We start from the raw sequence: 20668 nt of genomic DNA on the forward strand, positions 1-20668 counted from the left end.
AAAGGGCCGCGCAGTGCGGCCCTTTCCATTCCTGGGAACCTTGTGCAAAACTTGGTAGCGGCATGGATTAATCACGATCCACACAGCCCAATCCGGTCATAGGTCTTGCGGGGCGGGCAGTGCGAGGCTAGGTCCTTGGCAATCAACCCGGAGACCTCATGACCCGCACGCCAGAAGAAATCAGCCAACAATTGCTCGATGTCGCTCGCCGGGCAGGCGCAGAGGCAGCAGATGCCATCGTTCTCGAAGGGTCCTCGGTCTCGGTCGATGTGCGGGGCGGCGCACTGGAACATGCGGAACGCTCTGAAGGCGCCGATCTGGGTTTGCGCGTGTTTCTGGGTAAACACTCAGCCATTGTGTCCAGCTCTGACAGCCGCCCGGAAACCCTTGCGGCGATGGCCGAACGCGCCGTGGCTATGGCAAAAGAGGCGCCCGAGGACCCCTATTCCGGGCTGGCGGACAAAAGCCAACTGGCCAGTGACTGGGATATTCAGTCACTGGAATTGCTGGACACTGCCCCGGCCCCGTCCGCGGAAAGCCTGATGCAGGATGCGCTGGCCGCCGAGGCCGCAGCACTGGCGGTAAAAGGCGTCACGCAGGTGTCGGATGCTGCTGCAAGCTACGGAACGCACCGGGTGCATCTGGCGGCTACAAACGGGTTTTCCGGTGGGTATGAGCGCAGCAGCCGATCCATCTCATGCGTTGCGATCTCGGGTGAAGGCACCGGGATGGAGCGCGACTATGACGGTGACAGCCGGACGTTTCAATCCGACCTGCGCGACGCGGCTGAGATTGGGCGCACCGCAGGGGAACGCGCTGTGCAACAGGTTGGCGCGCGCAAACCTGCGACCGGCAGTTTCCCGGTGTTGTTTGATGAACGTATCTCGTCTTCGCTGATCGGGCATCTTCTGGCCGCCAGCAATGGGGCCGCTATTGCGCGGGGCGCGTCTTGGCTCAAGGATTGTCTTGGGCAGGATGTTCTGCCCGCGCATCTGTCGCTGATCGAAGATCCGCACCGCCCGCGTATCTCAGGCTCGCGCCCATTTGATGCAGAAGGCCTGCCAACGCAGCGCCGGGTGATCGTGGAAAACGGTGTCCTGACGGGCTGGACGCTGGATCTGTCGAGTGGCCGCAAGCTGGGCATGGACTCCACAGGCAACGCTGCGCGCGGGGTGTCCGGCCCACCCTCGCCCAGCAACTGGAACCTGAGCCTGACGCAAGGGACCCGCAGTCGCGAAGATCTGCTGCGCGATATGGGAACCGGTTTGCTGGTCACGTCCATGATCGGATCGACGATCAACCCCAATACAGGCGACTATTCCCGTGGTGCATCAGGGTTTTGGGTCGAAAACGGTGTGATCACGCATCCTGTCAACGAATGCACCATCGCAGGTAATCTGCGTGATATGTTGCGGCGGATCATTCCCGCCAATGACGCGCGCAGATATTTGTCGCGCGTGGTCCCGTCGCTGTTGATCGAAGGAATGACACTTGCCGGCAACTGATCTGCCCCTTCTGATTGAGGCCGCGATTGAGGCCGGCAAGATCGCTACACGCTATTCCGGGACGCAAGCACAGCGTTGGGACAAACCCGGTGGCGCCGGTCCGGTGACCGAGGCCGATCTGGCCGTCAACGCGATGCTGGAAGAAAAGCTGTGCGCTGCGCGACCGGGCTATGGCTGGCTCAGCGAGGAATCCGAGGATTCGCCCGAGCGCTTGGACCGCAGCAACGCCTTTATCGTTGATCCGATTGACGGCACCCGCAGCTTTACCGAAGGCGCGCGCACTTGGGCGCATTCGCTGGCCGTTGCAGTCGATGGCATTGTGACTGCCGCTGTAATCTACCTGCCGATGCGCGACTTGCTTTATGCTGCGGCGCAGGGTCAGGGCGCCACTCTCAACGGGCAAAAGATTACGACGTCGAAAACGCCTGAGCTACTGCAATCTCAGGTTCTGGCCGCCAAACCAAATCTGGACGCACAGCACTGGCGCAATCAGAATGTTCCAGCCTTCCACCGCGCATATCGACCCTCGCTTGCCTATCGCATGGCTCTGGTCGCGCAGGGGCGGTTCGATGCCATGCTGACCCTTCGCCCCAGCTGGGAATGGGATATTGCCGCTGGCGATCTGATCATCCGAGAGGCAGGCGGCGTCTGTTCAGACCGTTTGGGTCAACCGCTGATCTTCAACAATGCCCACCCCAGGCTGAATGGCGTAATCGCCGCCAGCACCGCGATCCACGGGCAACTGTGGGCTCAGCTGGACCCGATCGGGCCCGGAATCGGCGCATGAGCAAACCGCGCTCATTAAGCCTTGCCGCTTATCGGGTGCTGTCCTGGAGAATGCGGAACGGCGTTGGTGTAAAAACCGACCTGCCACGCCCCGAAGGCGAGGTCGTGTGGATGCACGTCGCCACGCCAGACCGCCTGCGGGCGGTGAGTGATTTTTGCCGCCGGTTGCTTCAGTCCCGATCCGAGCTGCACTTTCTACTGACCGCCCCGCCGGACGCGGAACTGTCTGCCTGGCCGGAATGCAGTTTTCCCCTGATCAACCTGCCTCAGGAACAGAGCGGGGCCGCGCGTGACTTTATCGAATATTGGCGCCCAGGTATCGGGATTTGGGTCGGTGGTGATCTGATGCCCAACATCATAACCCGAGCCGATGAACAGGCCGTACCCTTGGTGTTGTTCGACGCCCAATTTACCGTTGCACTGTCCAGGAACGCGCGCTGGCTGCCAGACATAACCAGAGTGACCTTTAGCTGCTTTCGCAAGATACTGACTGCAAATTCTGAAACCGCCCGGCACATCCGGAGACTTGGCATCCCGTTTTCAACAGTCGAAGAATCGCCACCTTTGCGCATCAGCCCAAATCCAAGACCTTGGCCAGAAGACGAGCTGATCGAAACCAACCACACGCTGGCAGGGCGGCCTGTTTGGCTGGCTGCCTGGGTGCAGGACAAAGAGTTCATTTCGGTTCTGACAGCACATCGTCAGGCATTGCGCCTGTTGCACCGGCTGGTTCTGGTACTTCACGTCGCCGACGTTCACGAGGCTGCCCCCCTAAAACGGCGGCTGGAGACGATGGATTTACGCTGTGTCAACTGGGACGATGGTGGCTTGATCGAAGACAGCACGCAGGTCGTTCTGACTGCCGACCCCGAAAATCTGGGGTTGTGGCACCGGGTGTCGGCAGTGACGTTCATGGCCAGTTCACTGGAACGCGGCGCTGGTGGTCAGGACCCGTCCGACGCAATCGCGCTGGGGTCGGCCATAATTTCTGGACCATTTGTGCATCGCCATCACGAGCTTTACGCCCACCTTCAACAGGCAGGGGCAGCCAATGAGGTCAAGTCAGCAACCGAGTTGGGCGATGCCGTCGTACAGCTTCTGGCACCAGACCGCGCCGCTGACATGGCTTTGGCTGGATGGCAGATAATCACCGAAGGTGCGCCGCAGGCAGACACCCTCATCGAAATGGTGCAGGATATTCTGGACCAGCGGAGCGCAGATCATGCGGGCACCTGATTTCTGGAACAGTCCTCCGGACCAGCCGGATCTGAGGGCGCGGCTTCTGGCCCCGCTGGGCCGCCTTTATGCTGCGGCGACGGCCCGCAGGATTGCCTCGAAATCAGGGGAAAATCCCGGTGTGCCCGTGATCTGCATCGGCAATCTGAATGCAGGAGGAACCGGGAAAACGCCCACCGTGATCTGGACCCTCGAACAACTGGGTAATGCCTGGCACAAGCCCCATGTCGTGACACGAGGACATGGCGGGTCACTGGAAGGCCCGGTGCAGGTCGATCCGGGCAGGCACTCCGCCGCCGAGGTGGGGGACGAGCCGCTGTTGCTGGCGATGTTTGCCGAGGTCTGGGTTGCCAAGGATCGGGCGGCGGGCGCGCGTGCAGCGGCCGCAGCGGGGGCAACAGTGATCGTTCTGGATGATGGCTTTCAGAACCCTTCGGTCGCCAAGGATTTCTCGATTATCGTTGTGGACGCCCAGCGCGGATTTGGAAACGGCTTATGCCTGCCAGCCGGTCCACTGCGAGAGCCCGTCGATACCGGCCTGCAACGGGCCGATCTTGTACTGTCCTTGGGGGAAGAGGCGGCACAAAAGGTATTTGCCAACAACTGGAAAGGCCGGTTGACCGTTCCTCATGTCACCGGGGCAGTCGAACCCCTGCAAACCGGTATGGATTGGTCAGAAACGCGTGCGTTGGCGTTCGCAGGCATCGGCTATCCCGAAAAGTTCTTCCAAACCCTGCGACGGCTGGGTGTGGATCTGGTACGGGCCGAGGCGTTGGACGATCACCAGCCGTTGACACAAGCCCTGATGACCCGACTGGAAAACGAGGCGCGTTTGCTGGACGCTCAGATGGTCACCACCGAAAAAGACGCCGTTCGCCTGCCCCCCGCTTTCCGAAGCAAGGTGATCACTTTGCCGGTTCGGCTTCAAATTTCAGATGCCGACAGGGTCAGGGACATGCTTTTGAAAGCCGCCCCTTCACCAAAGTAACTCAGGCTGGCCCCCGGCGGGGTCAGCTGGGGTCGAGTCAGCTGCCTAGCTCTGCTTCGATCAGCTTTTTGAAATCCGCGTAGGACTGATTGTCGACTTTCTTGCCGTTCACGATGAAGGACGGGGTTGCCTGAATTCCGTCGCGTTCAGCGTTTTCCTGATACCACGCGGCCAATGTCCGCGCTTTGGTGCCATCCTGCAAACAGGTCTCAAGCTGGTCGCCATCGATACCTGCCAGACGACCGATCTTGCGCAGTTCATCGACGATCTCGGCCGGGCCTCCTGCGCGCGTCCATTCTGCCTGACCTTCGTAAATCAGATCAGTGATGCCAAAGAATTTCTCTGGACCGGCGCAGCGGGCCACCATTGACGCCCACAGACCGTAGCGATCAAAATAGACCTCACGATAGGTGAACTTGACCTTACCAGTATCAATGAAATCCTTCTTGAGCTGTTTATACGCGCTCTTGTGGAAATTCGCGCAATGCGGGCAGGTGTAGGATGCGTATTCGATGATTTCGACAGGCGCGCCCTCGGCGCCCTGAACCATGTCAATGATGGTGGATGTATCCAGGTCCGCCTCTTGCGCCTCGGCGGCGCTGACCAGCGGAAAACTTGTGTTGGAATTTGACAGCGACACCCAATAGCCGCCTGCGGCCACGGCGACGGCCGCACAGATTACGGTTGCAATACGGCTCATTCTCAGCCCTTTCTCAGCGTTTCTGTTTGGATAAAACGTTGCGCCCAAGACGTTCAAGGGCCGCGCGCAAATCTTCATCATTTACACTGCGTGACACTTTGTCTGCCTCGGCAGCAATTTCAGGTGCAATCTCGGGTTTTGCTTGCTTCGGTTTATGGTCGAAACTGGCCTGCCCCTCGGCAAATCCGGTCGGAGCGGTCTGAGTAATGCGGACACGGCTGATGGCATTGTAACCGTAAACCGCGTTCACTTTACCACGCAGCTGTTCCTTCTGCATTTCCAGCATCGGGGCCTGCGGACCTGTGGTCAGAACGGTCAGAGTCGCGCCGAAACCACCTTTGCCATAGCCGACACTGACTGGGCGCGCGATGGCGGCGGTATCCTGACCCACGATCTCGGCCCAATGGGTCAACAGACGTGACACAGCAAAGCCCCGGCTTTCCCCGGCGCGCCTGATCTGGTCATTCAGCAAAGACGCGGTGCGCTTGAACCCGCGGGTTGACGAACGTCTGCGTTGCATCTGGTTTCCAACTCCTGCACCGCTATTGTAGTAGGCAGAACACCGGGTGCCAGCGAAACCTGACAGGGAGACGAATAAAACTTGCGTGATTCCTTTGAATTCACCGTCAGCGCTGCGCTTCTGGAGTGGTATGACCACAACGCTCGCGCCATGCCATGGCGCACAGGACCGGCAGAGCGCGCCGCCGGGGTACGCCCTGACCCCTATCGGGTCTGGTTATCCGAAGTGATGTTGCAACAGACGACTGTAGCAGCGGTGCGGGATTACTTTCTGCGCTTCGTGACACGTTGGCCTACGGTTCAGGCGCTGGCCGCCGCGCCGGATGAGCAGGTCATGGGGGAATGGGCCGGCCTTGGGTATTACGCGCGTGCGCGCAACCTCTTGAAGTGCGCCCGCGTTGTGACGCGGGATCACAATGGTCAGTTCCCCGAAACTTATGGTGCGCTGCTGAATTTACCCGGCATCGGCCCTTATACAGCTGCGGCAATCTCGGCCATCGCCTTCGATCAGCCTGAAACGGTTCTGGATGGCAATGTCGAACGCGTCATGGCCCGATTTTACGACATCCACGCGCCGCTGCCCGGCTCGAAACCCTTGCTGAAGGAAAAAGCCTCGGCGCTGACACCTTCTAATCGGCCCGGTGATTACGCTCAGGCGGTCATGGACTTGGGGGCCACAATTTGTACACCGAAATCCCCGGCATGTGGCATTTGCCCGCTGCGCGATCCATGCCAAGCGCGGCTTGCGGGAACACAGGCTGATCTTCCCCGAAAAACACCGAAAAAGCCCAAACCCACCCGTCACGGTCACGTTTACATCGCGCGCATGCCAGATGGGGCCTTGCTGCTGGAGCGCCGACCGGACAAAGGTTTGCTGGGCGGAATGCTGGGCTGGCCCGGATCGGAGTGGGCTGACGATCCGGGCGAGCACCCCCCGCTTGCGGCAGATTGGAAGATGGTGCCGGGCGAGGTGCGCCACACTTTTACGCATTTTCATCTGATTTTAAGAATCTGGACCGCAGAAACCACCGGTCAAGATGCTCCCGATCATCTAATCGCAGTGGGAAAGCACAGCTTCAAACCCAGCGACCTGCCCACGGTGATGCGCAAAGCCTATGATCTGTGGAAAGGACAATAAGACCGCTGTGCATTCCCTGGCCTCGCGGCTAGGCTGTCCCCATCTAGTAGGAGCACCAGAGATGAGCGCAACAGTCTCGTTGGCACGCTGGCAATCGGCATCACCCTTCTGGGTGTCCCTGCTGTTGATCCCACTGATCTGGTTCACTGCTTTCGCGGGCGGATGGTGGGTTCTGCTGATCCCGATCTCGACCTGGTGGGTCTTTGCCGTGCTGGACCGGATCACCGGGCTCAACGTGGAAAATGCGGACCCCGAGACGCCGGACGATGCTCTACAACGGTACATCCTGCTGACCAAGCTTTGGGCACCCCTTCAGTTCCTTACCCTGTTTGGCCTGATCTGGTACGCGAGCCACGGCAGTCAGCTTTCGACGCCTGAGAAAATCGGCCTGTTCTTTGGTATGGGTGTTATCTCGGGTACGGTCGGTATCAACTACAGCCACGAGCTGATGCATCAGAAAAGCCGTTGGGAACGCTGGCTTGGCGATACCCTTCTTGCCATGGTGCTGTATTCTCATTTCCGGTCCGAGCATCTGCTGGTCCATCACCGTCATGTGGGAACGCCACGCGATCCGGTGACGGCGCGATACAACGAAGGGTTTCACCGCTTTTACCCTAGGGTGTTGCGGCAAAGTCTGGTCTCAGCCTTCAACGCCGAACGCGGAAAACTGGCCCGCAAGGACCGCCCCTGGACCGACCGCTCCAACCCGTTCTGGCGGTACTGGGCGTTGCAAGGGGGGATGCTGGCACTGGCGGCGCTGATCGGAGGATGGTCCGGTCTGGCCCTGTTTCTGTTGCAGGCCGGGGTCGCGATCTGGCAGCTGGAACTGGTCAACTACGTGGAACATTACGGCCTGACCCGGAAACATCTGGGGGACGGGCGGTATGAGCACGTCCTACCCAGACATTCCTGGAATGCCTCGCAGAAAGCTTCAAACTGGTTGTTGATCAATCTGCAACGCCATTCGGATCACCACTACAAACCAAACCGCCGGTTCCCGCTGCTTCAACACCACACGCCCGAAACGGCACCGCAACTGCCCTATGGCTATCCCGTCATGACTGTGGCTGCGATGATCCCACCGCTGTGGCGGCGGGTCATGAACCCACGGGTCCGGGAATGGCGGCGCCAGTACTACCCCGAGATCACCGATTGGCACGCCTATAACAAGGCCCTGAACCCCGCACCTGATGCGTAACCGATGCACCGCCCGGCCCATCAGGCTCGGCGCTTTGGGTGCTGTTCTGGCGGGGTGTAAGGTCTTCAGCCTTTCATCACCCAGATATCCATCGGTGTTTCCACGCCGCGCACAGATTGATCGGTAAGCTCTGCAAAACCAGTCATGGCGGCAGACGCAGACTGGTTTTCCTCTGCAATCCGCGCGCGCACGGCATCGCTGACCACGATACGCGCCTGTAAATCACGCGTCAGCGCCTCGAGCTTGGCCGCGACGTTGACGGCATTCCCGATGACCGCGAATTCAAGCCGGTTCGCACCAATGTCGCCCAGCACGACCGAGCCATAGTGCACCCCAATCCCGACGCGGATTTCAGGCTCTCCCGCCCGGCGGCGGTCCAGATTCCATCGGTCGATCACGCTGACCATCGCGCGCGCACATCCCAGCGCGTTGCTTGCGTCCAACGGTGTGGGCACCGGGGTGCCAAAGGTCGCCATCAGCCCATCCCCCAGATACTTGTCCAGGGTCCCGTGGTGGCGAAAAACCTCGGTTTCCATGCGGGCGTGAAAGCCCCGCAGCACTTCGATCACGTCATAAGGGTCTCGCCCGGCCGCATATTTCGTGAACCCGACGATGTCGATGAACAGAACGGCCACATTCTCTTTTCGGACCTGTTTCAGCGGCTCGTCATTCTGGCTCAGCTCCTCCACCACGTTGGGCGAGAAATAGCGTGACAGGTTGGCCCGTTCCCGTTCCAGCCCTGCATTGCTCATCAATAGCCGGTTCAGCCGCTGCATCGAAAGGCCCAAAGTCACGGCCACCATCATGAAAACGATCACCTGCTGGATGCGCTGAGGCGCCATGAAACTGTTCGGATCCAGAAGCTCGGCAACATCCGGGTAGCCTTGCAAAGCAGTCGCAACTTTTTCGCTGATCCCGGGAATGGGCGTTGCGACCCACCAGGCAACGATCCACCCGATCGTCCACATCATCGCCGTCCAGGTCCCGATGGCGATCACGGTCCGCCAAGAATAGGCCAATGTGCCTGCCGCCAGAATGATGAAGAAGTACTGAAAGTTGTCGAACCGGTATTGCATGGCCAATGGCCTGACATCATCGCTGAAGGGATTTGGTACGATCATCCCAAGCGTCATGATCAGCAGGTCGACGAAAATCAAAAACAACTCGCCCCGCGATTGCCCGACACGACCTGCACGGCGGATCAACCACCCGTTGCCGCAGATCAGCAGCAGAATGAAGTGATACCAAAGCACCTCCCATTGCGGGTTCAGAAAAACCAGCAGCACCGCAGTCAGCGCCATCGCCACCCATCGCGCACGCACAGCCAGTTCCAGACCCTCGCGTTTGTGCCGTTCCAACGCGGCCTCGGTATATTTGTTGTCCAGATCAAACGCATCGGGCTGGGTGAAAAACAGGCTTCGGCGGGGCTGTGCGGTCGTCTCGGTCATGGCCGTGGTCTTTCTTGCGGAGGCTAGGCAGCCTTATGCAATCACTGTTGAAGGCAAAACAAAAGACCCCGCCGGTTGATCGGCGGGGCAAGGCATAGTGCCATGTGTCAGGCCACAGGCACCGGCGGTGTTCGTGAATTCAGTTGTGCATCTCTGCGCGGATCTGTTGCCGCAAGATGTCAATCGGTACGGTCTTGCCGTCCCGCTTGAAGCACCAGTATGTCCAGCCGTTGCAGGACGGGGCGTTTTCCAGATGCGCGCCGACCTGATGGATTGACCCTTTGACATTGTCACCCACCAGCGTTCCATCCGCACGCACCTTTGCCTTGTGGCGCTGGTTCATGGAATAAAGCTCTTCACCCGGGCGCAACATCCCGCGTTCGACCAGCTGGCCGAATGGCACGCGTGGCTCGGCACGTTTGCTGGCACTGACTTCCAGAGCTTCGCGATCAAACTTGCGGACCTTGGCGATGCGTTTTTCAGCCACCTTGCGATAGCTTTCCTCTCGCTCGATACCAATGAACTCGCGCCCCAGCATCTTGGCGACGGCCCCGGTGGTGCCGGTGCCAAAGAACGGGTCCAGCACCACATCGCCGGGGTTGGTCGAGCCAACCAGCACGCGGTGCAACAGCGATTCCGGTTTTTGCGTCGGATGCGCCTTGTCGCCGTTTTCATCCTTGAGCCGCTCATGCCCGGTGCAGATCGGCAGCACCCAGTCGCTGCGCATTTGCACACCCTCGTTCAGGGCTTTCAGCGCCTCATAGTTGAAGGTGTATTTCGCGCCTTCGCGCTTGGACGCCCAGATCATCGTCTCATGCGCATTGGTGAACCGTTTGCCGCGGAAATTCGGCATCGGGTTCGACTTACGCCAAACAACGTCGTTCAGGATCCAGTATCCGGCATCCTGCAGCGCTGACCCCACGCGGAAAATGTTGTGATAAGACCCGATCACCCAGATCGCGCCATTGGGTTTCAGCAGACGATGCGCCGCCTTCAGCCATTCGCGCGTAAACTGGTCATACGCCCCGAAGCTTGCGAACTGATCCCAGTGATCATCCACCGCATCGACCTGCGAATTATCCGGACGATGCAACTGACCTTTCAATTGCAGGTTATACGGCGGGTCCGCAAAAATCAGATCCACTGACGCCTCGGGCAGACTGTTCATCACATCGATGCAGTCCCCGGATAGAATCGTGTTTAAAGGGAGCGCTCTTGCGCCCTTTTTGGTGGTTGTTGTCATATCACTGCCTCAAGTGTCCACGGCGCTTTTGCGCTCATTTGGTTGAGACAAGGATGAGTCAAAGTCGATTCGCCGTCAAATTCTTTTTTGAATCAGCAGCTTACGATTTACTCTTGATACAAGATATTGTGCACTGGTTTGAACGAACGCCTATGGTGTGGGGTCACGCCAAGATTTCGCAGCGCTTCCTTGTGTTGTTTTGACGGATAGCCTGCGTTGGTTTCCCACCCATAACCCGGATGCTGTTGCGCTAAATCCACCATCACCTGATCGCGCCAGTTTTTCGCCAGGATCGAAGCAGCCGCGATCGACACCGATCGTGCATCGCCCTTCACAACGGCCTGTGACGGAAATCTCAGACCCTGCGGAATCAGGTTGCCATCGATCAACAGGAAATCAGGTGCCGGGGTCAACGCCTCCACCGCGCGCATCATCGCCAAGTGCGACGCCCTCAGGATATTGACCTCATCAATTTCGGCGACAGAGGCTTCGGCCACCGCGAACTCAGCAGTGTCCCGAATCTCGGCGTCCAGCACGGCCCGGCGTTTTGCGGTCAGCTTTTTTGAGTCATTCAACCCGTCAGGAAAGTGCTTCGGGTTCAGAATCACGGCGGCAGCCACAACCGGCCCGGCCAATGGGCCGCGCCCGACCTCATCCACACCGGCGATACGGATGTGGCCCATGTCCAGCAGCGCCTGCTCAAGTTCGAAGTTTGGCATTGTCATGCCCTTGGCAAACCGCGTTTCGCGTAGCACCGCAAGAAGAAAAGAGAGGGCGGCGCACACCACCCTCTCTCTCACGGCACTTCTTTGGCGCCGTTCCTGCTCAACCCGAACTACTGATAAACGACGCGGTATCCCTTCTGGCGCAGGCATGCAGGTTCATAGGCCCGCCTGACCTTTTTGCCATTCCAGAAACCGACCTTGCACTCTTGCGGCAGGCTATTGGCATGTTTGTAATGTTTCTCGAGGCATTTCGGCCCAAGCAGCGGATGGTCCTGCGAATACCCATCATAGGTGCGCAGGCAGCGCTGGGGCAGGTCGTAACGCGCCACATGCGGCGGCAACGGACGCACCGGCTGCGTCACATGTGGTGTATGGGTATAGGTCTGTTGACGCGTCGCCCGATCCTTTTTCTTTTCCTTGTTATAGTAATGAACGCCGGCACCGATAATAGCGATGGCCGCCAGCCCCCCAAGAATGTCCTTTGCGTCGGCCGCCTTCGCCTGAGAAGCCGACACACCGGTAATCGCAACCGCGGTCGCAATGATCAAAGCGATGAATTTCTTATGCATGATGCCTGTCCTTTCGGATGTTCGTGCGACCGTATGACGGACCGCGTGCTGATTGCCCTGAAAGTGGGGGCACCTGCCCAAGACAAGCAATAACGGCCCGGTGTTATCGGATATCAGGGGCAGCAAACCCCTTGGGTTATTGAATATCGCGGCAACTCATGCGCAGGATGCGGCCTATGAAACAGATCCTCTCTTCTCTGACCTTTGCGGCCCTGTTATCGCTTGGTTCTGCTGCGACAGCGGCAGATTGTTATGCGGACTACAAAGCCAAGAAGGACAACCCGCTGCGTTTGCATTACGGCGTCATGCAGGTCACAAGTTGCGACAAGGGGCAGGCCCGGGCAGATATCGCCCAGCGCCTGAACGCGTCAGGTTGGACCTTGCTTGAAGTGCAGTCCGTTTTCGGGCCGGAAGGGTTGGATCAGAGGAAAGGCAATGCCGGACAATTCTATCTCCGTTTCTGATGCACGCCGGTCGGGTGTCCGTCTGGTTGTGCTGGGCATCGCGGCCATTGTCGTCATTCTGATCACCGCTGCCGTTTTCCTGTTCTGGACCTTGCCGGACGCAAATGCGTTCAACGCACGTGTCGAGCGGCTGTTTGTCGAGGCCGATCTGACGTCACAGACCGAGATTCGCCTGCTTGAAATTCTGGCCCAGTCTGGCACCGCCTTTGCTGACACCCTGTCCAGTTACCGGATGGTAATCTATGTGCTGCTGGTTTTTGCCAGTGCGATGATGATCTCGGCACTGGTCTTTTTGGTGATGCTGGTCTTGTTGAACCGGCGCATGGCACAGATCGAACGTACCGGCATTCAGGTAACGTCGCTGCTGATCAGTCGCGAAGAAAACACTGTCTACCTTAACAACATGGATTTCAAACTGACGCCCGCCGCGATGGAAACCTTGTCGATTCTGGCGGAATCCCGGTTGGATGACGAGGTATTGTCCGGCGCCCAGATCGAGGCCATGATCTCCGGTCGCGATGCCGCCGATTGTGACGAAGCCGCGGGCGCAACACGGATCAAGCGGTTGCGCGACGCGCTTGGCAACCAGATGGTCAGCGAACTGCTGGTCAAGAATATTGCCAAGAAGGGGTATATGCTGTCGATCGAGAAGGACGTCATTCAAATGGTCTGACGTTTTGGCGCGTCGCTCGCGCCCGGTAAATTCCCGTTGCAGCCTCTTGGAATGTCAGGTGGAAAGCCCCATTCTAAACAAACCCCAGGCAGAGGAGGTCGCTTATGAACGTCCACGCCGCGCCACAGATGAATGGATATGGAATCTCAGTTGAGCCGCTGGAAGGCAGGATTGCCATTTACCGGAACGACATTCTTCTGGCTGAAAGCACAAACGCAAAGGTGATGTATGAAACGCGTTTGCCGCCAACGATTTACGTTCCCCGCGCAGATGTATGTGTGGATCTGAGCGAAGAAACAGACCTGCAAACATTCTGCCCGTTCAAAGGCACCGCCACTTACCACGACATCCAGCTGGCCTCGGGGCCTCTGACCAATTCCGTCTGGGCTTATGAACAAGCCCTGCCGGAAAGCGCTGACATCCGGGGCTGTATCGGGTTTGTGTCCGGCGCCTACACCCGGATTGACCTGGGCAACAATCGCCTGCGCGAGCCTGACGACGGCAATATCAGCGGACCACTGATCGACTGGCTGATGCGCGGTGCTTCCGCCGCGACCACGCCCGAAAGCTTTACCAAGGCATTGGCCGAGAAGATGCTGGAGCACGGCATCGCCATCCAGCGGCTGAGCATTCTGGCATGGTCCTTGCACCCCCTGATCGCGGGCAAACACTACATCTGGGAAAAGGATCAGGACGAGATTCTGACCCGCGCCCCGACCTACGAAATCTATGATCACCCGGCTTTCATCAACAGCCCGTTGCGCCATGTCTCGAACGGGTTGGGCGGCGTACGGCAAAGACTGAACGACGATAACCCGCATAACAGCTTCCCAATCATGGAGGAGTTGCGGGCAAAGGGTGCCACCGACTATGTCGCGATGCCGTTGCCCTTCTCTGACGGTCGGACCAACGTTCTGACCCTGACCTGTGACCATCCCAACGGGTTCACCACCGAGAATCTGGGTCTTGTATTCGAATGCTCTTCGGTAATCGCCCGCTTTTACGAAGTGTTCATGCAACGCGAGAATGCGCAGGTTTTGCTGGAAACATATGTTGGAAAACGCTCTGGCGCACGCGTTCTAGGGGGCGAGATCCGGCGCGGTGACGGGGATGAAATCGACGCTGCAATCATGTTCTGTGACCTCCGCAACTCGACAAGCCTCGAAGAGAAACTGGGGCGGGGCACATATATCAGTGTTTTGAACGAGTTCTTTGAAACCGTCTCGGGTATCGTTCACGAAAACGAAGGCGAAGTTCTGAAATTCATTGGTGACGCTGTTCTGGCGGTATTCCCGGCAGCCGATGAAAACGCAAGCGCGGCCCGTGCCAACGCCCAGCGCTCGGCAATCAAAATCGTCGAAACGTTGGGAGAGTTGCGCAAAGCAGGTACCGGCATACATTGCGACTGTTCTATTGGCGTGGCTTATGGGCGCGTCACCTATGGCAATGTGGGCTCTCGTGAACGACTTGATTTTACGGTTATTGGACAAGCGGCCAACATAGCAGCGCGGTTGGGCGAATATGGGAAAACCGAAGGCCATCGCATAGTCGTGTCCGAAGATATTGAGCCTGCTTGTTCCAACGCCTTACCATTGGGCGCGGTCAACCTGCACAACGTGACTCGACCCGTTATATGCTACGCATTGCAAACCACAGCCGACGAGATTTTGAACGGTTAACTTTTGGTTTGTGCAGGTCAAACGAGGGATGTCGGGTACTAGATTGCGACCCGGGCTTTTGCCCGCGTCTTCTGATTACACAGCCCCAAGCAAGATCAAAGCGGTCTGCGCTGGCGAAATCGTACTCTGAAGACCCGTGATTTGACTTCTGGTCAGATAGGTGTCGGTCAGTTTCTCAACCGCCTTCTGGTCGGAAAACTGTGCCAGATCATCCGATCCAGTCAGACGGAATAGCCGGCTTTTGAACTCGACCAATTGCTTGTCGATATCCAGTTGGGCGAATGATGGCGGTAGCCCAAGCGCCGTTTCCATCATTTTGCGCAACGGTGGCAATCCCATAAGATCGAACCATTTCGTATCTCTACTGCTTCCGCTTTTCGCCAGATCAGACAGCTCGCGCTGGGCATAAAGCGAAATGCGCATCGTCTCATCTGACTGTCCGACCGCGATCTCAAACCGCGCTGACAGGCTGGCCTGAGCTATCTCTTCCATATTTGTGACCAGCACCGTTTTTCGAACAGCTCCCGGACCAAACCCGAAAGCATCCGAAAATTCCCGGTACCGTTTATCCGCCAAACGATTGGACAAAGCGTCATCCGCCTGTGTTCCGTCCTCCAGGATTTTCCGGATAAAGAACCGGTTATCCACATCCCCTTCCAACCCAAAGGCACCCAAAGCGACCTGCAACAATCTGCGGTCAGAAACCAGCTGTTCGGCGGTCTTCACTTCCCCAATGTTGTCCAGGAAATACTTCGTCTCCCTCTCATTCACTGCCGAAGACGAGAAACTTTGAAACTGACCTTGATAAGTACGTTGCAGAAACCGCCAGCCGACGATTCCGCCAATCGGAATGACAGGTTGAAAGCTCATTGCTGATAGGCCATCAACCGTTCTTCGCGCGGAAGAAGCGAGCGAAGTGACTTGAGGCATTTATAGTATTGCTCGGCCACCAGCGCGTCTGTCGCCTCGGACAATACACGGCGGCTGTCTGTATCTGTAAAAACCTGGCTCAGCTCTTCGACGCTGCGCAACAGATGTTGACGTGCCCGAGCCGGATCCATGTCTCCGGACAGAACAAGCTGTGCGGCATAGCAGACACGGCGCACCGGAGTATTTACTTCATCCGGGTGTATCGCATCGCGCAGCCGCAGGACATTGGCCTGCGGCGTCATGATCGAAAACCGGCCACGGCGGTCGCCGTTTTCGATCACAACACCATTGATCAGCACCCTTTCCTTCGGGGCGAGTTTCAAAACCAGCCCGCTCATCAGGTTGCCCTCATCTGGCGCAATCCGCGCAAAATCGCCGTGTTTATTTCAAGCAATGGTTCGATGGACGCGCCATCCGCCAAAATGCGGCTGCTGTGCAGTTCCGTAAACTCGGCAAGGAAAAAGATCCTGGCGCGAATATCGTTTGGCAACGCGTTTGCCGAATCCGCGACACCCGTCGCCAACACGCCCCATAACCGGCGGTTTTCGTGCACGGCCTGAACAAACGCCGAGAAATCCGTTGCCTTGCGCGCTGTAGCCGCCTTGAGACGCCGTGTAATCCTGGAAATTGCCTCATATTCAGTGTCACGGGGCGTTCGCGTCGGCGCGGCGGCTTGCGCATAGGTGTATTGAGCGAGGGTTTGCGGGGTCACTTGAAATCCTTCCAAAAAGCCGTCGTCAGGTGGTCACGACCGGGGCGCGAAAACCGCGCCCCGGACCGCGTTGCGTATTAGCGGAACAGCGACAGGATCGACTGCGGGGCCTGGTTTGCGATCGAAAGCGATTGTGTTGCCAGCTGCTGCTGCACTTGCAGAGCCTGCAAACGCGCCGAGGTTTCTTCCATGTCAGCGTCGACCAGCGCGCCGATACCGGATTTGAACGAGTCAGAGAGATTCGAAATGAACTCTTTCTGGGTCTCGATCCGACCCTGTGCCGAGCCAAAGGCCGCCGAAGCATCAATCGACGTGTCGATCAGCGATTCGACAGCCGCCAGCGCAGCGGTTGCCCCCGCACCGGTCGACACATCAATACCTGCCAGCGCACCCAGACCACCGGCACCCGCATTCACGAACTGAGCCGAGAACGAGATGTCAGATCCTGTGCCGTTTGTAACCGACAGCGTACCCGCAGTGCCGGAGTCGTAATCGACGGTCAGACCGGTAATTCCAAGCTCTTCGATCTTCGATTTCAATCCGACAGCAACAAGGTCACCGGTCGTTGTCGCGGCAGCGTCTTCCGCGGAAACGGTATAGGACACAACCTGATCGTTAATGGCGACGACAACCTTGTCTCCGGCCGCGAAAGCGCCACTGGATTCATCGGTAACCAATGCCGTTGCGGCCGTTGCACCATTGTCAATGGTTGCCCCCACGCGGTCATTGCCGGTCGATGCGCCGGTAGAGCCATCGAAAACCTGTTTGGTGACATAGCCACCGGTCGACAGGTTCTGCCCCGAGACCGAAATTGACGACGCAGTCACCGCCCCGGTGTTGTCCCGATCCAGCGATGCGAGGATCGATGCAGAGCCGGTCGAGCCGTCGACAAGGTTCAAACCGTTGAACTGGGCCGCGCTGACAACCGATGCGATCTGATCCTTCAGTGCAGTCACATCGTCATTGATCTTACCGCGGTCAACGTTGTCTTCCTGCGCCGCGACGATCTTGCTTTTCATCTGAGTCAACAGGTCGGTGACTGTTTCAGACGCATTTCGCGCAACCGCAACAGTCGATTCGCCCAGCGCGAGGCTGTCTTTGATCGCGTTGAAGCCCTTGACGTCGGATTCCATCACCTTCGAGATCGCCCAAACCGCCGAGTTATCCTTGGCAGTCGCGACGTCCTTACCGGTCGAAATCGCGTTCTGGGTCATTGCCAGGTTCTTGTTGACCGACTTGAGAGTTTGCAGCGCAACCATCGCGCCATTGTTTGTCAGAATGCTGGACATTGCCTTTTCCTTTTGCCTTCGGGCCATTTTCGCCCATGTTCACCCCGCTGTATCTGCGGGCATTGGTGTCTTTCTGACTTGTGCGACGCGCCGCGTGGCTGTTCGCGCCACCTGATGTTTTCAGGTGCAGCATCACTTTTGAGCCCGATCCCCTAACGGAGTGCTAAAACGCCCGGACCAGAAGTTTCAGATTTGAATTAAACCCAGGCCTATGCGCGTTTTTCCAGCTTTGGCGTGTTACGAACGGGAAACTCACTTCGTTGCCCATCAGCGCCGTAAGTACTGAACTCCTGCCGAACCCGCCGCAGTTCAGCCATGCGGCTGGCGACGGCCCGAATCCCCTCGGCGGCACTGTTCAGCAATGCCTGGTTGCGTTCGACTTTCTGCTGCACTCGAACCAATGCATCACTGTCAAGCACCTGAAGGTCGTTGATCGCGCCGATCAGTTTTTCTTTTTCCGGCACCATATGCGTCAGACGATCCAGATCACCCTGGACAAGCGCGGCACGCTCCAGATCCAAAACTTCTTCCAGAGATTTGATCAGTGCCATGTCGACTTCAGATGTCATCGGTTTTCTCCATCAGTGATTTCAGCAGAATTTCTGACAAACCCACCCCGCCAGCCCGGGCCAGTTCGCGTGCCTGATGCTGAACAAGAAACGAAGAAAACTGATCTTCACCGGCTCCTCCTCCAAAAGACTGGCGCGTTTTGCCCAATCCGGCCGACTTCATCATTTCGCTGAGGAATGCGGCCTCCAACTCGATGGCCGCGTCTTTCAGTCGTGTCTGGGCCAATGGCGTTTGAGCCACCTGGGGAATTGCTGAGACGTGCATGGTTTTCTCCGAAAATGCTTCGAACTTTCTCGATCAAAGGTGAAAGCGGTTAAAATAAACGTAACTTCCTGCGGGCAGAGTTCTGATCAATCACACGGAGCCAGAGCAAAATGCCCAACCCACTAACGCTGGCAGCCGCAGCGCCAACAGCAACTGCGAAACCCAGTTCGCCCGCCAAAGATCCGGGTCGTACTGCCGGGTCGGACAGTTTCGAGGACATCCTTGAACAGGGAAACCAAACACATCCTCTCCCCGGCACCACGGCTTTGGCCACTTCTATCGAAACCACCGACGAAACTGCCGAGATTGAGGTTGAGGCCGTTCTGTCAAACACGGCTGAGGCATCTGTCGAGGCGATTTCACCTCGGGCACCAGAGTTGGCAAACAACATTTCGTCGCAGACCGAGATGGCCGGGACATCCGAAACGCCTGGGGCAGATACAGTGCATCCCGCGCCGTTTGTTCCTGCCGCAGCGGATATCCCCGCAACGGGTACGACAGAACCGGAACAAACCGTTGCGTCAATGGGTTTGCCCCGTCAGACCGACATTCAACCCTTTGTGCCCGGGCAACCAATCGAAGAGCAGGTTCACACCGCTTCGACCCAGGTCACGCCAGCCCAAAAACCCTCAGAGGCTTTGCCTGTGCTGAGCCAGCCAACCCGATCAAAGGACCAGACAGCCGGGTTGAAAGCCGAACCCCTCCTTGAAAGCGCAAAGACGGCGCCCGAGACAGCGGAAGTCGCTGCCACGCCCAATCCGACAAGTCCAAACCGCGCGACACCCGTTGCGCAGCTTCAGCTGATCCTCAACTCAATCGAAGCGGAACAGGCGGCACCGGTTCATGAGGTTGACTCTGTGCCCATCGCCTTAGACGAACCCGTTCAGCAAGCCCCCCGCGAGGTGGCACAACACTCGGCGATGCCCTCTCCGTTCGCCCGTGCTGAAATTGCCCGTGCCATAGCCGGGCAATTGGCGGCAACGATTCAGACCCGACCGGGAACCGGCATCATGGAAATCTCGCTAAGCCCCGAAGAATTGGGGCGCGTATCCATTGTGCTGAACGGTCGGGATGACGGGCTCCAGATGACAATCGCCACCGAACGCCCGGACACGATGGAACTTTTGCGCCGCCACCTGTCCGTTCTTACGGAGGAGTTTCAGAAACTGGGCTATGGGAACCTGAACATCGATCTGGGGACTCCGTCGGATTCAGGTGCACGGGATCAGTGGACAGATGAATTCGACGCTCAGGCCGCACCGGAATCCGAACCGGTTCAGAACGTACACCTCGCGCAAGCCACGCCGCTTCCACAAACTCCTGCTCCGGTCAGGGGCATCGATATGAGATATTGAAAAATGATCACACCCGTCACCGCCACACAGGCTGCCACCTCTCAGCAAACTGCCGGTCCGTCCCGGAGTTCTGCGATCACCTCGGATTTCGAAACGTTTCTGCTGATGCTGACCGCGCAGGCCCAGAATCAGGACCCGCTGGAGCCGATGGATTCAACCGAATACGCATCGCAACTTGCGCAGTTTTCGATGGTTGAACAACAGGTTCAAACCAATGACCTGCTTTCCGCCCTGACCAGCACGCTTGGCAGTGTCAATCTGAACGACCTTGCAAGCTGGGTCGGAATGGACGTCCGATCTGCATCGGGGTTCCATTTCAACGGCCAGCCGGTGACCCTGTTCTCGAACGCGGATTCTGACGCGGACGCAACCAGACTGGTGATCCGTGATCATGAAGGCACAGTCGTCGACACGGTTTCTGTTCCCACAACAGCGACGGAGTTTGCTTGGGCAGGTGTGAATTCCTCAGGCGATCCGATGGCCGCTGGCAACTACACCGCGACGCTGGAAAGCTATAAGAATGACCGGCTGATTTCCGAGAAACCGGTTGCTGCCTATAACCGCGTCGTCGAAGCGCAGGTGGGAGAGGATGCTGTTCTGCTGACCCTGCAAGGTGGTCAAGTGATTTCCGCAGATCTGATCACTGCGGTCCGAACGGGCGCTTGATCTGTCAGGCA

General features: G+C 58.0%; 24 protein-coding genes. 12 read left to right on the plus strand and 12 right to left on the minus strand.

Going from position 1 to position 20668, the window contains the following annotated elements; genetic code table 11:
- The first annotated feature begins 158 nt into the window (after positions 1-158).
- The 4 genes from ACR0M9_RS16210 to lpxK are packed head-to-tail and all read left to right on the plus strand — an operon-like array spanning position 159 to position 4515.
- Complete coding sequence (locus ACR0M9_RS16210; RefSeq protein WP_480774101.1) at positions 159-1505, plus strand: TldD/PmbA family protein; 1347 nt, start codon at positions 159-161, stop codon at positions 1503-1505.
- Positions 1492-2292 carry an inositol monophosphatase family protein gene (locus ACR0M9_RS16215; RefSeq protein WP_480774102.1) on the plus strand — a complete coding sequence of 267 codons (801 nt, stop codon included), beginning with the start codon at positions 1492-1494 and terminating at the stop codon, positions 2290-2292. Before ACR0M9_RS16210 ends, ACR0M9_RS16215 begins: the two co-directional genes overlap by 14 nt.
- Positions 2289-3527 (plus strand): 3-deoxy-D-manno-octulosonic acid transferase, encoded by a 1239-nt coding sequence (locus tag ACR0M9_RS16220; protein WP_480774103.1) that lies wholly within the window; start codon positions 2289-2291, stop codon positions 3525-3527. The genes ACR0M9_RS16215 and ACR0M9_RS16220 overlap by 4 nt, the downstream gene beginning before the upstream one ends.
- Positions 3514-4515, plus strand: a complete 1002-nt coding sequence (gene lpxK / locus ACR0M9_RS16225; RefSeq protein WP_480506434.1) for a tetraacyldisaccharide 4'-kinase — start codon at positions 3514-3516, stop codon at positions 4513-4515. Before ACR0M9_RS16220 ends, lpxK begins: the two co-directional genes overlap by 14 nt.
- A 37-nt stretch (positions 4516-4552) precedes the next feature.
- On the opposite strand, the gene ACR0M9_RS16230 is transcribed toward lpxK, so the two are convergent.
- Together ACR0M9_RS16230 and ACR0M9_RS16235 are read right to left on the minus strand one after the other, a co-directional pair.
- Positions 4553-5215: a DsbA family protein gene (locus ACR0M9_RS16230; RefSeq protein WP_480774104.1), complete on the minus strand. Its 663-nt coding sequence runs from the start codon at positions 5213-5215 to the stop codon at positions 4553-4555.
- Between the two features lie 13 nt (positions 5216-5228).
- Positions 5229-5735 carry a DUF721 domain-containing protein gene (locus tag ACR0M9_RS16235; RefSeq protein WP_480484125.1) on the minus strand — a complete coding sequence of 169 codons (507 nt, stop codon included), beginning with the start codon at positions 5733-5735 and terminating at the stop codon, positions 5229-5231.
- Positions 5736-5816: 81 nt separating this feature from the next.
- Here ACR0M9_RS16235 and mutY point away from each other — a divergent pair, with 81 nt between their 5' ends.
- Positions 5817-6872 carry an A/G-specific adenine glycosylase gene (gene mutY, locus ACR0M9_RS16240; RefSeq protein ID WP_480774105.1) on the plus strand — a complete coding sequence of 352 codons (1056 nt, stop codon included), beginning with the start codon at positions 5817-5819 and terminating at the stop codon, positions 6870-6872.
- 61 nt (positions 6873-6933) lie between these two features.
- Entirely contained in the window at positions 6934-8070 is a 1137-nt protein-coding gene (locus ACR0M9_RS16245) for an alkane 1-monooxygenase (RefSeq protein ID WP_480774106.1), read from the plus strand.
- Positions 8071-8135: 65 nt separating this feature from the next.
- Here the strand turns inward: ACR0M9_RS16245 and ACR0M9_RS16250 are convergent, their stop codons facing one another.
- The 4 genes from ACR0M9_RS16250 to ACR0M9_RS16265 all read right to left on the minus strand — a co-directional run bounded on the left by ACR0M9_RS16250 (position 8136) and on the right by ACR0M9_RS16265 (position 12055).
- Entirely contained in the window at positions 8136-9518 is a 1383-nt protein-coding gene (locus ACR0M9_RS16250; RefSeq protein WP_480774107.1) for an adenylate/guanylate cyclase domain-containing protein, read from the minus strand.
- Positions 9519-9657: 139 nt separating this feature from the next.
- Positions 9658-10761 carry a DNA methyltransferase gene (locus tag ACR0M9_RS16255; protein WP_480484129.1) on the minus strand — a complete coding sequence of 368 codons (1104 nt, stop codon included), beginning with the start codon at positions 10759-10761 and terminating at the stop codon, positions 9658-9660.
- A 107-nt stretch (positions 10762-10868) separates the two neighbouring features.
- Positions 10869-11486, minus strand: coding sequence for a ribonuclease HII (locus ACR0M9_RS16260; RefSeq protein WP_480506604.1), 618 nt, complete (start codon positions 11484-11486; stop codon positions 10869-10871).
- A gap of 110 nt (positions 11487-11596) precedes the next feature.
- Positions 11597-12055 carry a hypothetical protein gene (locus ACR0M9_RS16265; protein WP_480488575.1) on the minus strand — a complete coding sequence of 153 codons (459 nt, stop codon included), beginning with the start codon at positions 12053-12055 and terminating at the stop codon, positions 11597-11599.
- A gap of 176 nt (positions 12056-12231) precedes the next feature.
- Between ACR0M9_RS16265 and ACR0M9_RS16270 the strand changes: the two genes are divergently transcribed.
- The 3 genes from ACR0M9_RS16270 to ACR0M9_RS16280 all read left to right on the plus strand — a co-directional run bounded on the left by ACR0M9_RS16270 (position 12232) and on the right by ACR0M9_RS16280 (position 14871).
- Positions 12232-12519, plus strand: a complete 288-nt coding sequence (locus ACR0M9_RS16270) for a hypothetical protein (protein ID WP_480774108.1) — start codon at positions 12232-12234, stop codon at positions 12517-12519.
- Positions 12491-13192: a winged helix-turn-helix domain-containing protein gene (locus ACR0M9_RS16275; RefSeq protein WP_267365085.1), complete on the plus strand. Its 702-nt coding sequence runs from the start codon at positions 12491-12493 to the stop codon at positions 13190-13192. The genes ACR0M9_RS16270 and ACR0M9_RS16275 overlap by 29 nt, the downstream gene beginning before the upstream one ends.
- Before the next feature lie 104 nt (positions 13193-13296).
- Positions 13297-14871 carry a DUF427 domain-containing protein gene (locus ACR0M9_RS16280; protein ID WP_480774109.1) on the plus strand — a complete coding sequence of 525 codons (1575 nt, stop codon included), beginning with the start codon at positions 13297-13299 and terminating at the stop codon, positions 14869-14871.
- 75 nt (positions 14872-14946) lie between these two features.
- Here ACR0M9_RS16280 and ACR0M9_RS16285 read toward each other — a convergent pair whose 3' ends face one another.
- The 4 genes from ACR0M9_RS16285 to ACR0M9_RS16300 all read right to left on the minus strand — a co-directional run bounded on the left by ACR0M9_RS16285 (position 14947) and on the right by ACR0M9_RS16300 (position 17802).
- Positions 14947-15741, minus strand: a complete 795-nt coding sequence (locus ACR0M9_RS16285; protein WP_480774110.1) for a DUF1217 domain-containing protein — start codon at positions 15739-15741, stop codon at positions 14947-14949.
- Entirely contained in the window at positions 15738-16139 is a 402-nt protein-coding gene (flbT, locus tag ACR0M9_RS16290) for a flagellar biosynthesis repressor FlbT (RefSeq protein WP_267366588.1), read from the minus strand. The genes ACR0M9_RS16285 and flbT overlap by 4 nt, the downstream gene beginning before the upstream one ends.
- Positions 16139-16513 (minus strand): flagellar biosynthesis regulator FlaF, encoded by a 375-nt coding sequence (flaF, locus tag ACR0M9_RS16295; protein ID WP_480774111.1) that lies wholly within the window; start codon positions 16511-16513, stop codon positions 16139-16141. The genes flbT and flaF overlap by 1 nt, the downstream gene beginning before the upstream one ends.
- Positions 16514-16590: 77 nt before the next feature.
- Positions 16591-17802, minus strand: coding sequence for a flagellin N-terminal helical domain-containing protein (locus ACR0M9_RS16300; protein WP_209505009.1), 1212 nt, complete (start codon positions 17800-17802; stop codon positions 16591-16593).
- On the opposite strand from ACR0M9_RS16300, the gene ACR0M9_RS16305 reads away from it, so the two are divergent.
- Positions 17792-17917: a hypothetical protein gene (locus tag ACR0M9_RS16305; RefSeq protein WP_280922673.1), complete on the plus strand. Its 126-nt coding sequence runs from the start codon at positions 17792-17794 to the stop codon at positions 17915-17917. The two genes, ACR0M9_RS16300 and ACR0M9_RS16305, sit on opposite strands and share 11 nt — an antisense overlap.
- A gap of 94 nt (positions 17918-18011) precedes the next feature.
- Here ACR0M9_RS16305 and ACR0M9_RS16310 read toward each other — a convergent pair whose 3' ends face one another.
- Together ACR0M9_RS16310 and ACR0M9_RS16315 are read right to left on the minus strand one after the other, a co-directional pair.
- Positions 18012-18371, minus strand: coding sequence for a flagellar biosynthesis protein FlgN (locus tag ACR0M9_RS16310; protein ID WP_209505010.1), 360 nt, complete (start codon positions 18369-18371; stop codon positions 18012-18014).
- Positions 18361-18636: a rod-binding protein gene (locus tag ACR0M9_RS16315; protein WP_267366596.1), complete on the minus strand. Its 276-nt coding sequence runs from the start codon at positions 18634-18636 to the stop codon at positions 18361-18363. The genes ACR0M9_RS16310 and ACR0M9_RS16315 overlap by 11 nt, the downstream gene beginning before the upstream one ends.
- A gap of 110 nt (positions 18637-18746) precedes the next feature.
- On the opposite strand from ACR0M9_RS16315, the gene ACR0M9_RS16320 reads away from it, so the two are divergent.
- Complete coding sequence (locus tag ACR0M9_RS16320; protein WP_480774112.1) at positions 18747-19991, plus strand: flagellar hook-length control protein FliK; 1245 nt, start codon at positions 18747-18749, stop codon at positions 19989-19991.
- 3 nt (positions 19992-19994) lie between these two features.
- A complete protein-coding gene (locus ACR0M9_RS16325) occupies positions 19995-20657 on the plus strand; it encodes a flagellar hook capping FlgD N-terminal domain-containing protein (RefSeq protein ID WP_480506444.1) in 663 nt (220 codons plus the stop codon).
- Positions 20658-20668: the final 11 nt, after the last annotated feature.

This window comes from Ruegeria sp. CH2 (genome assembly GCF_056537065.1).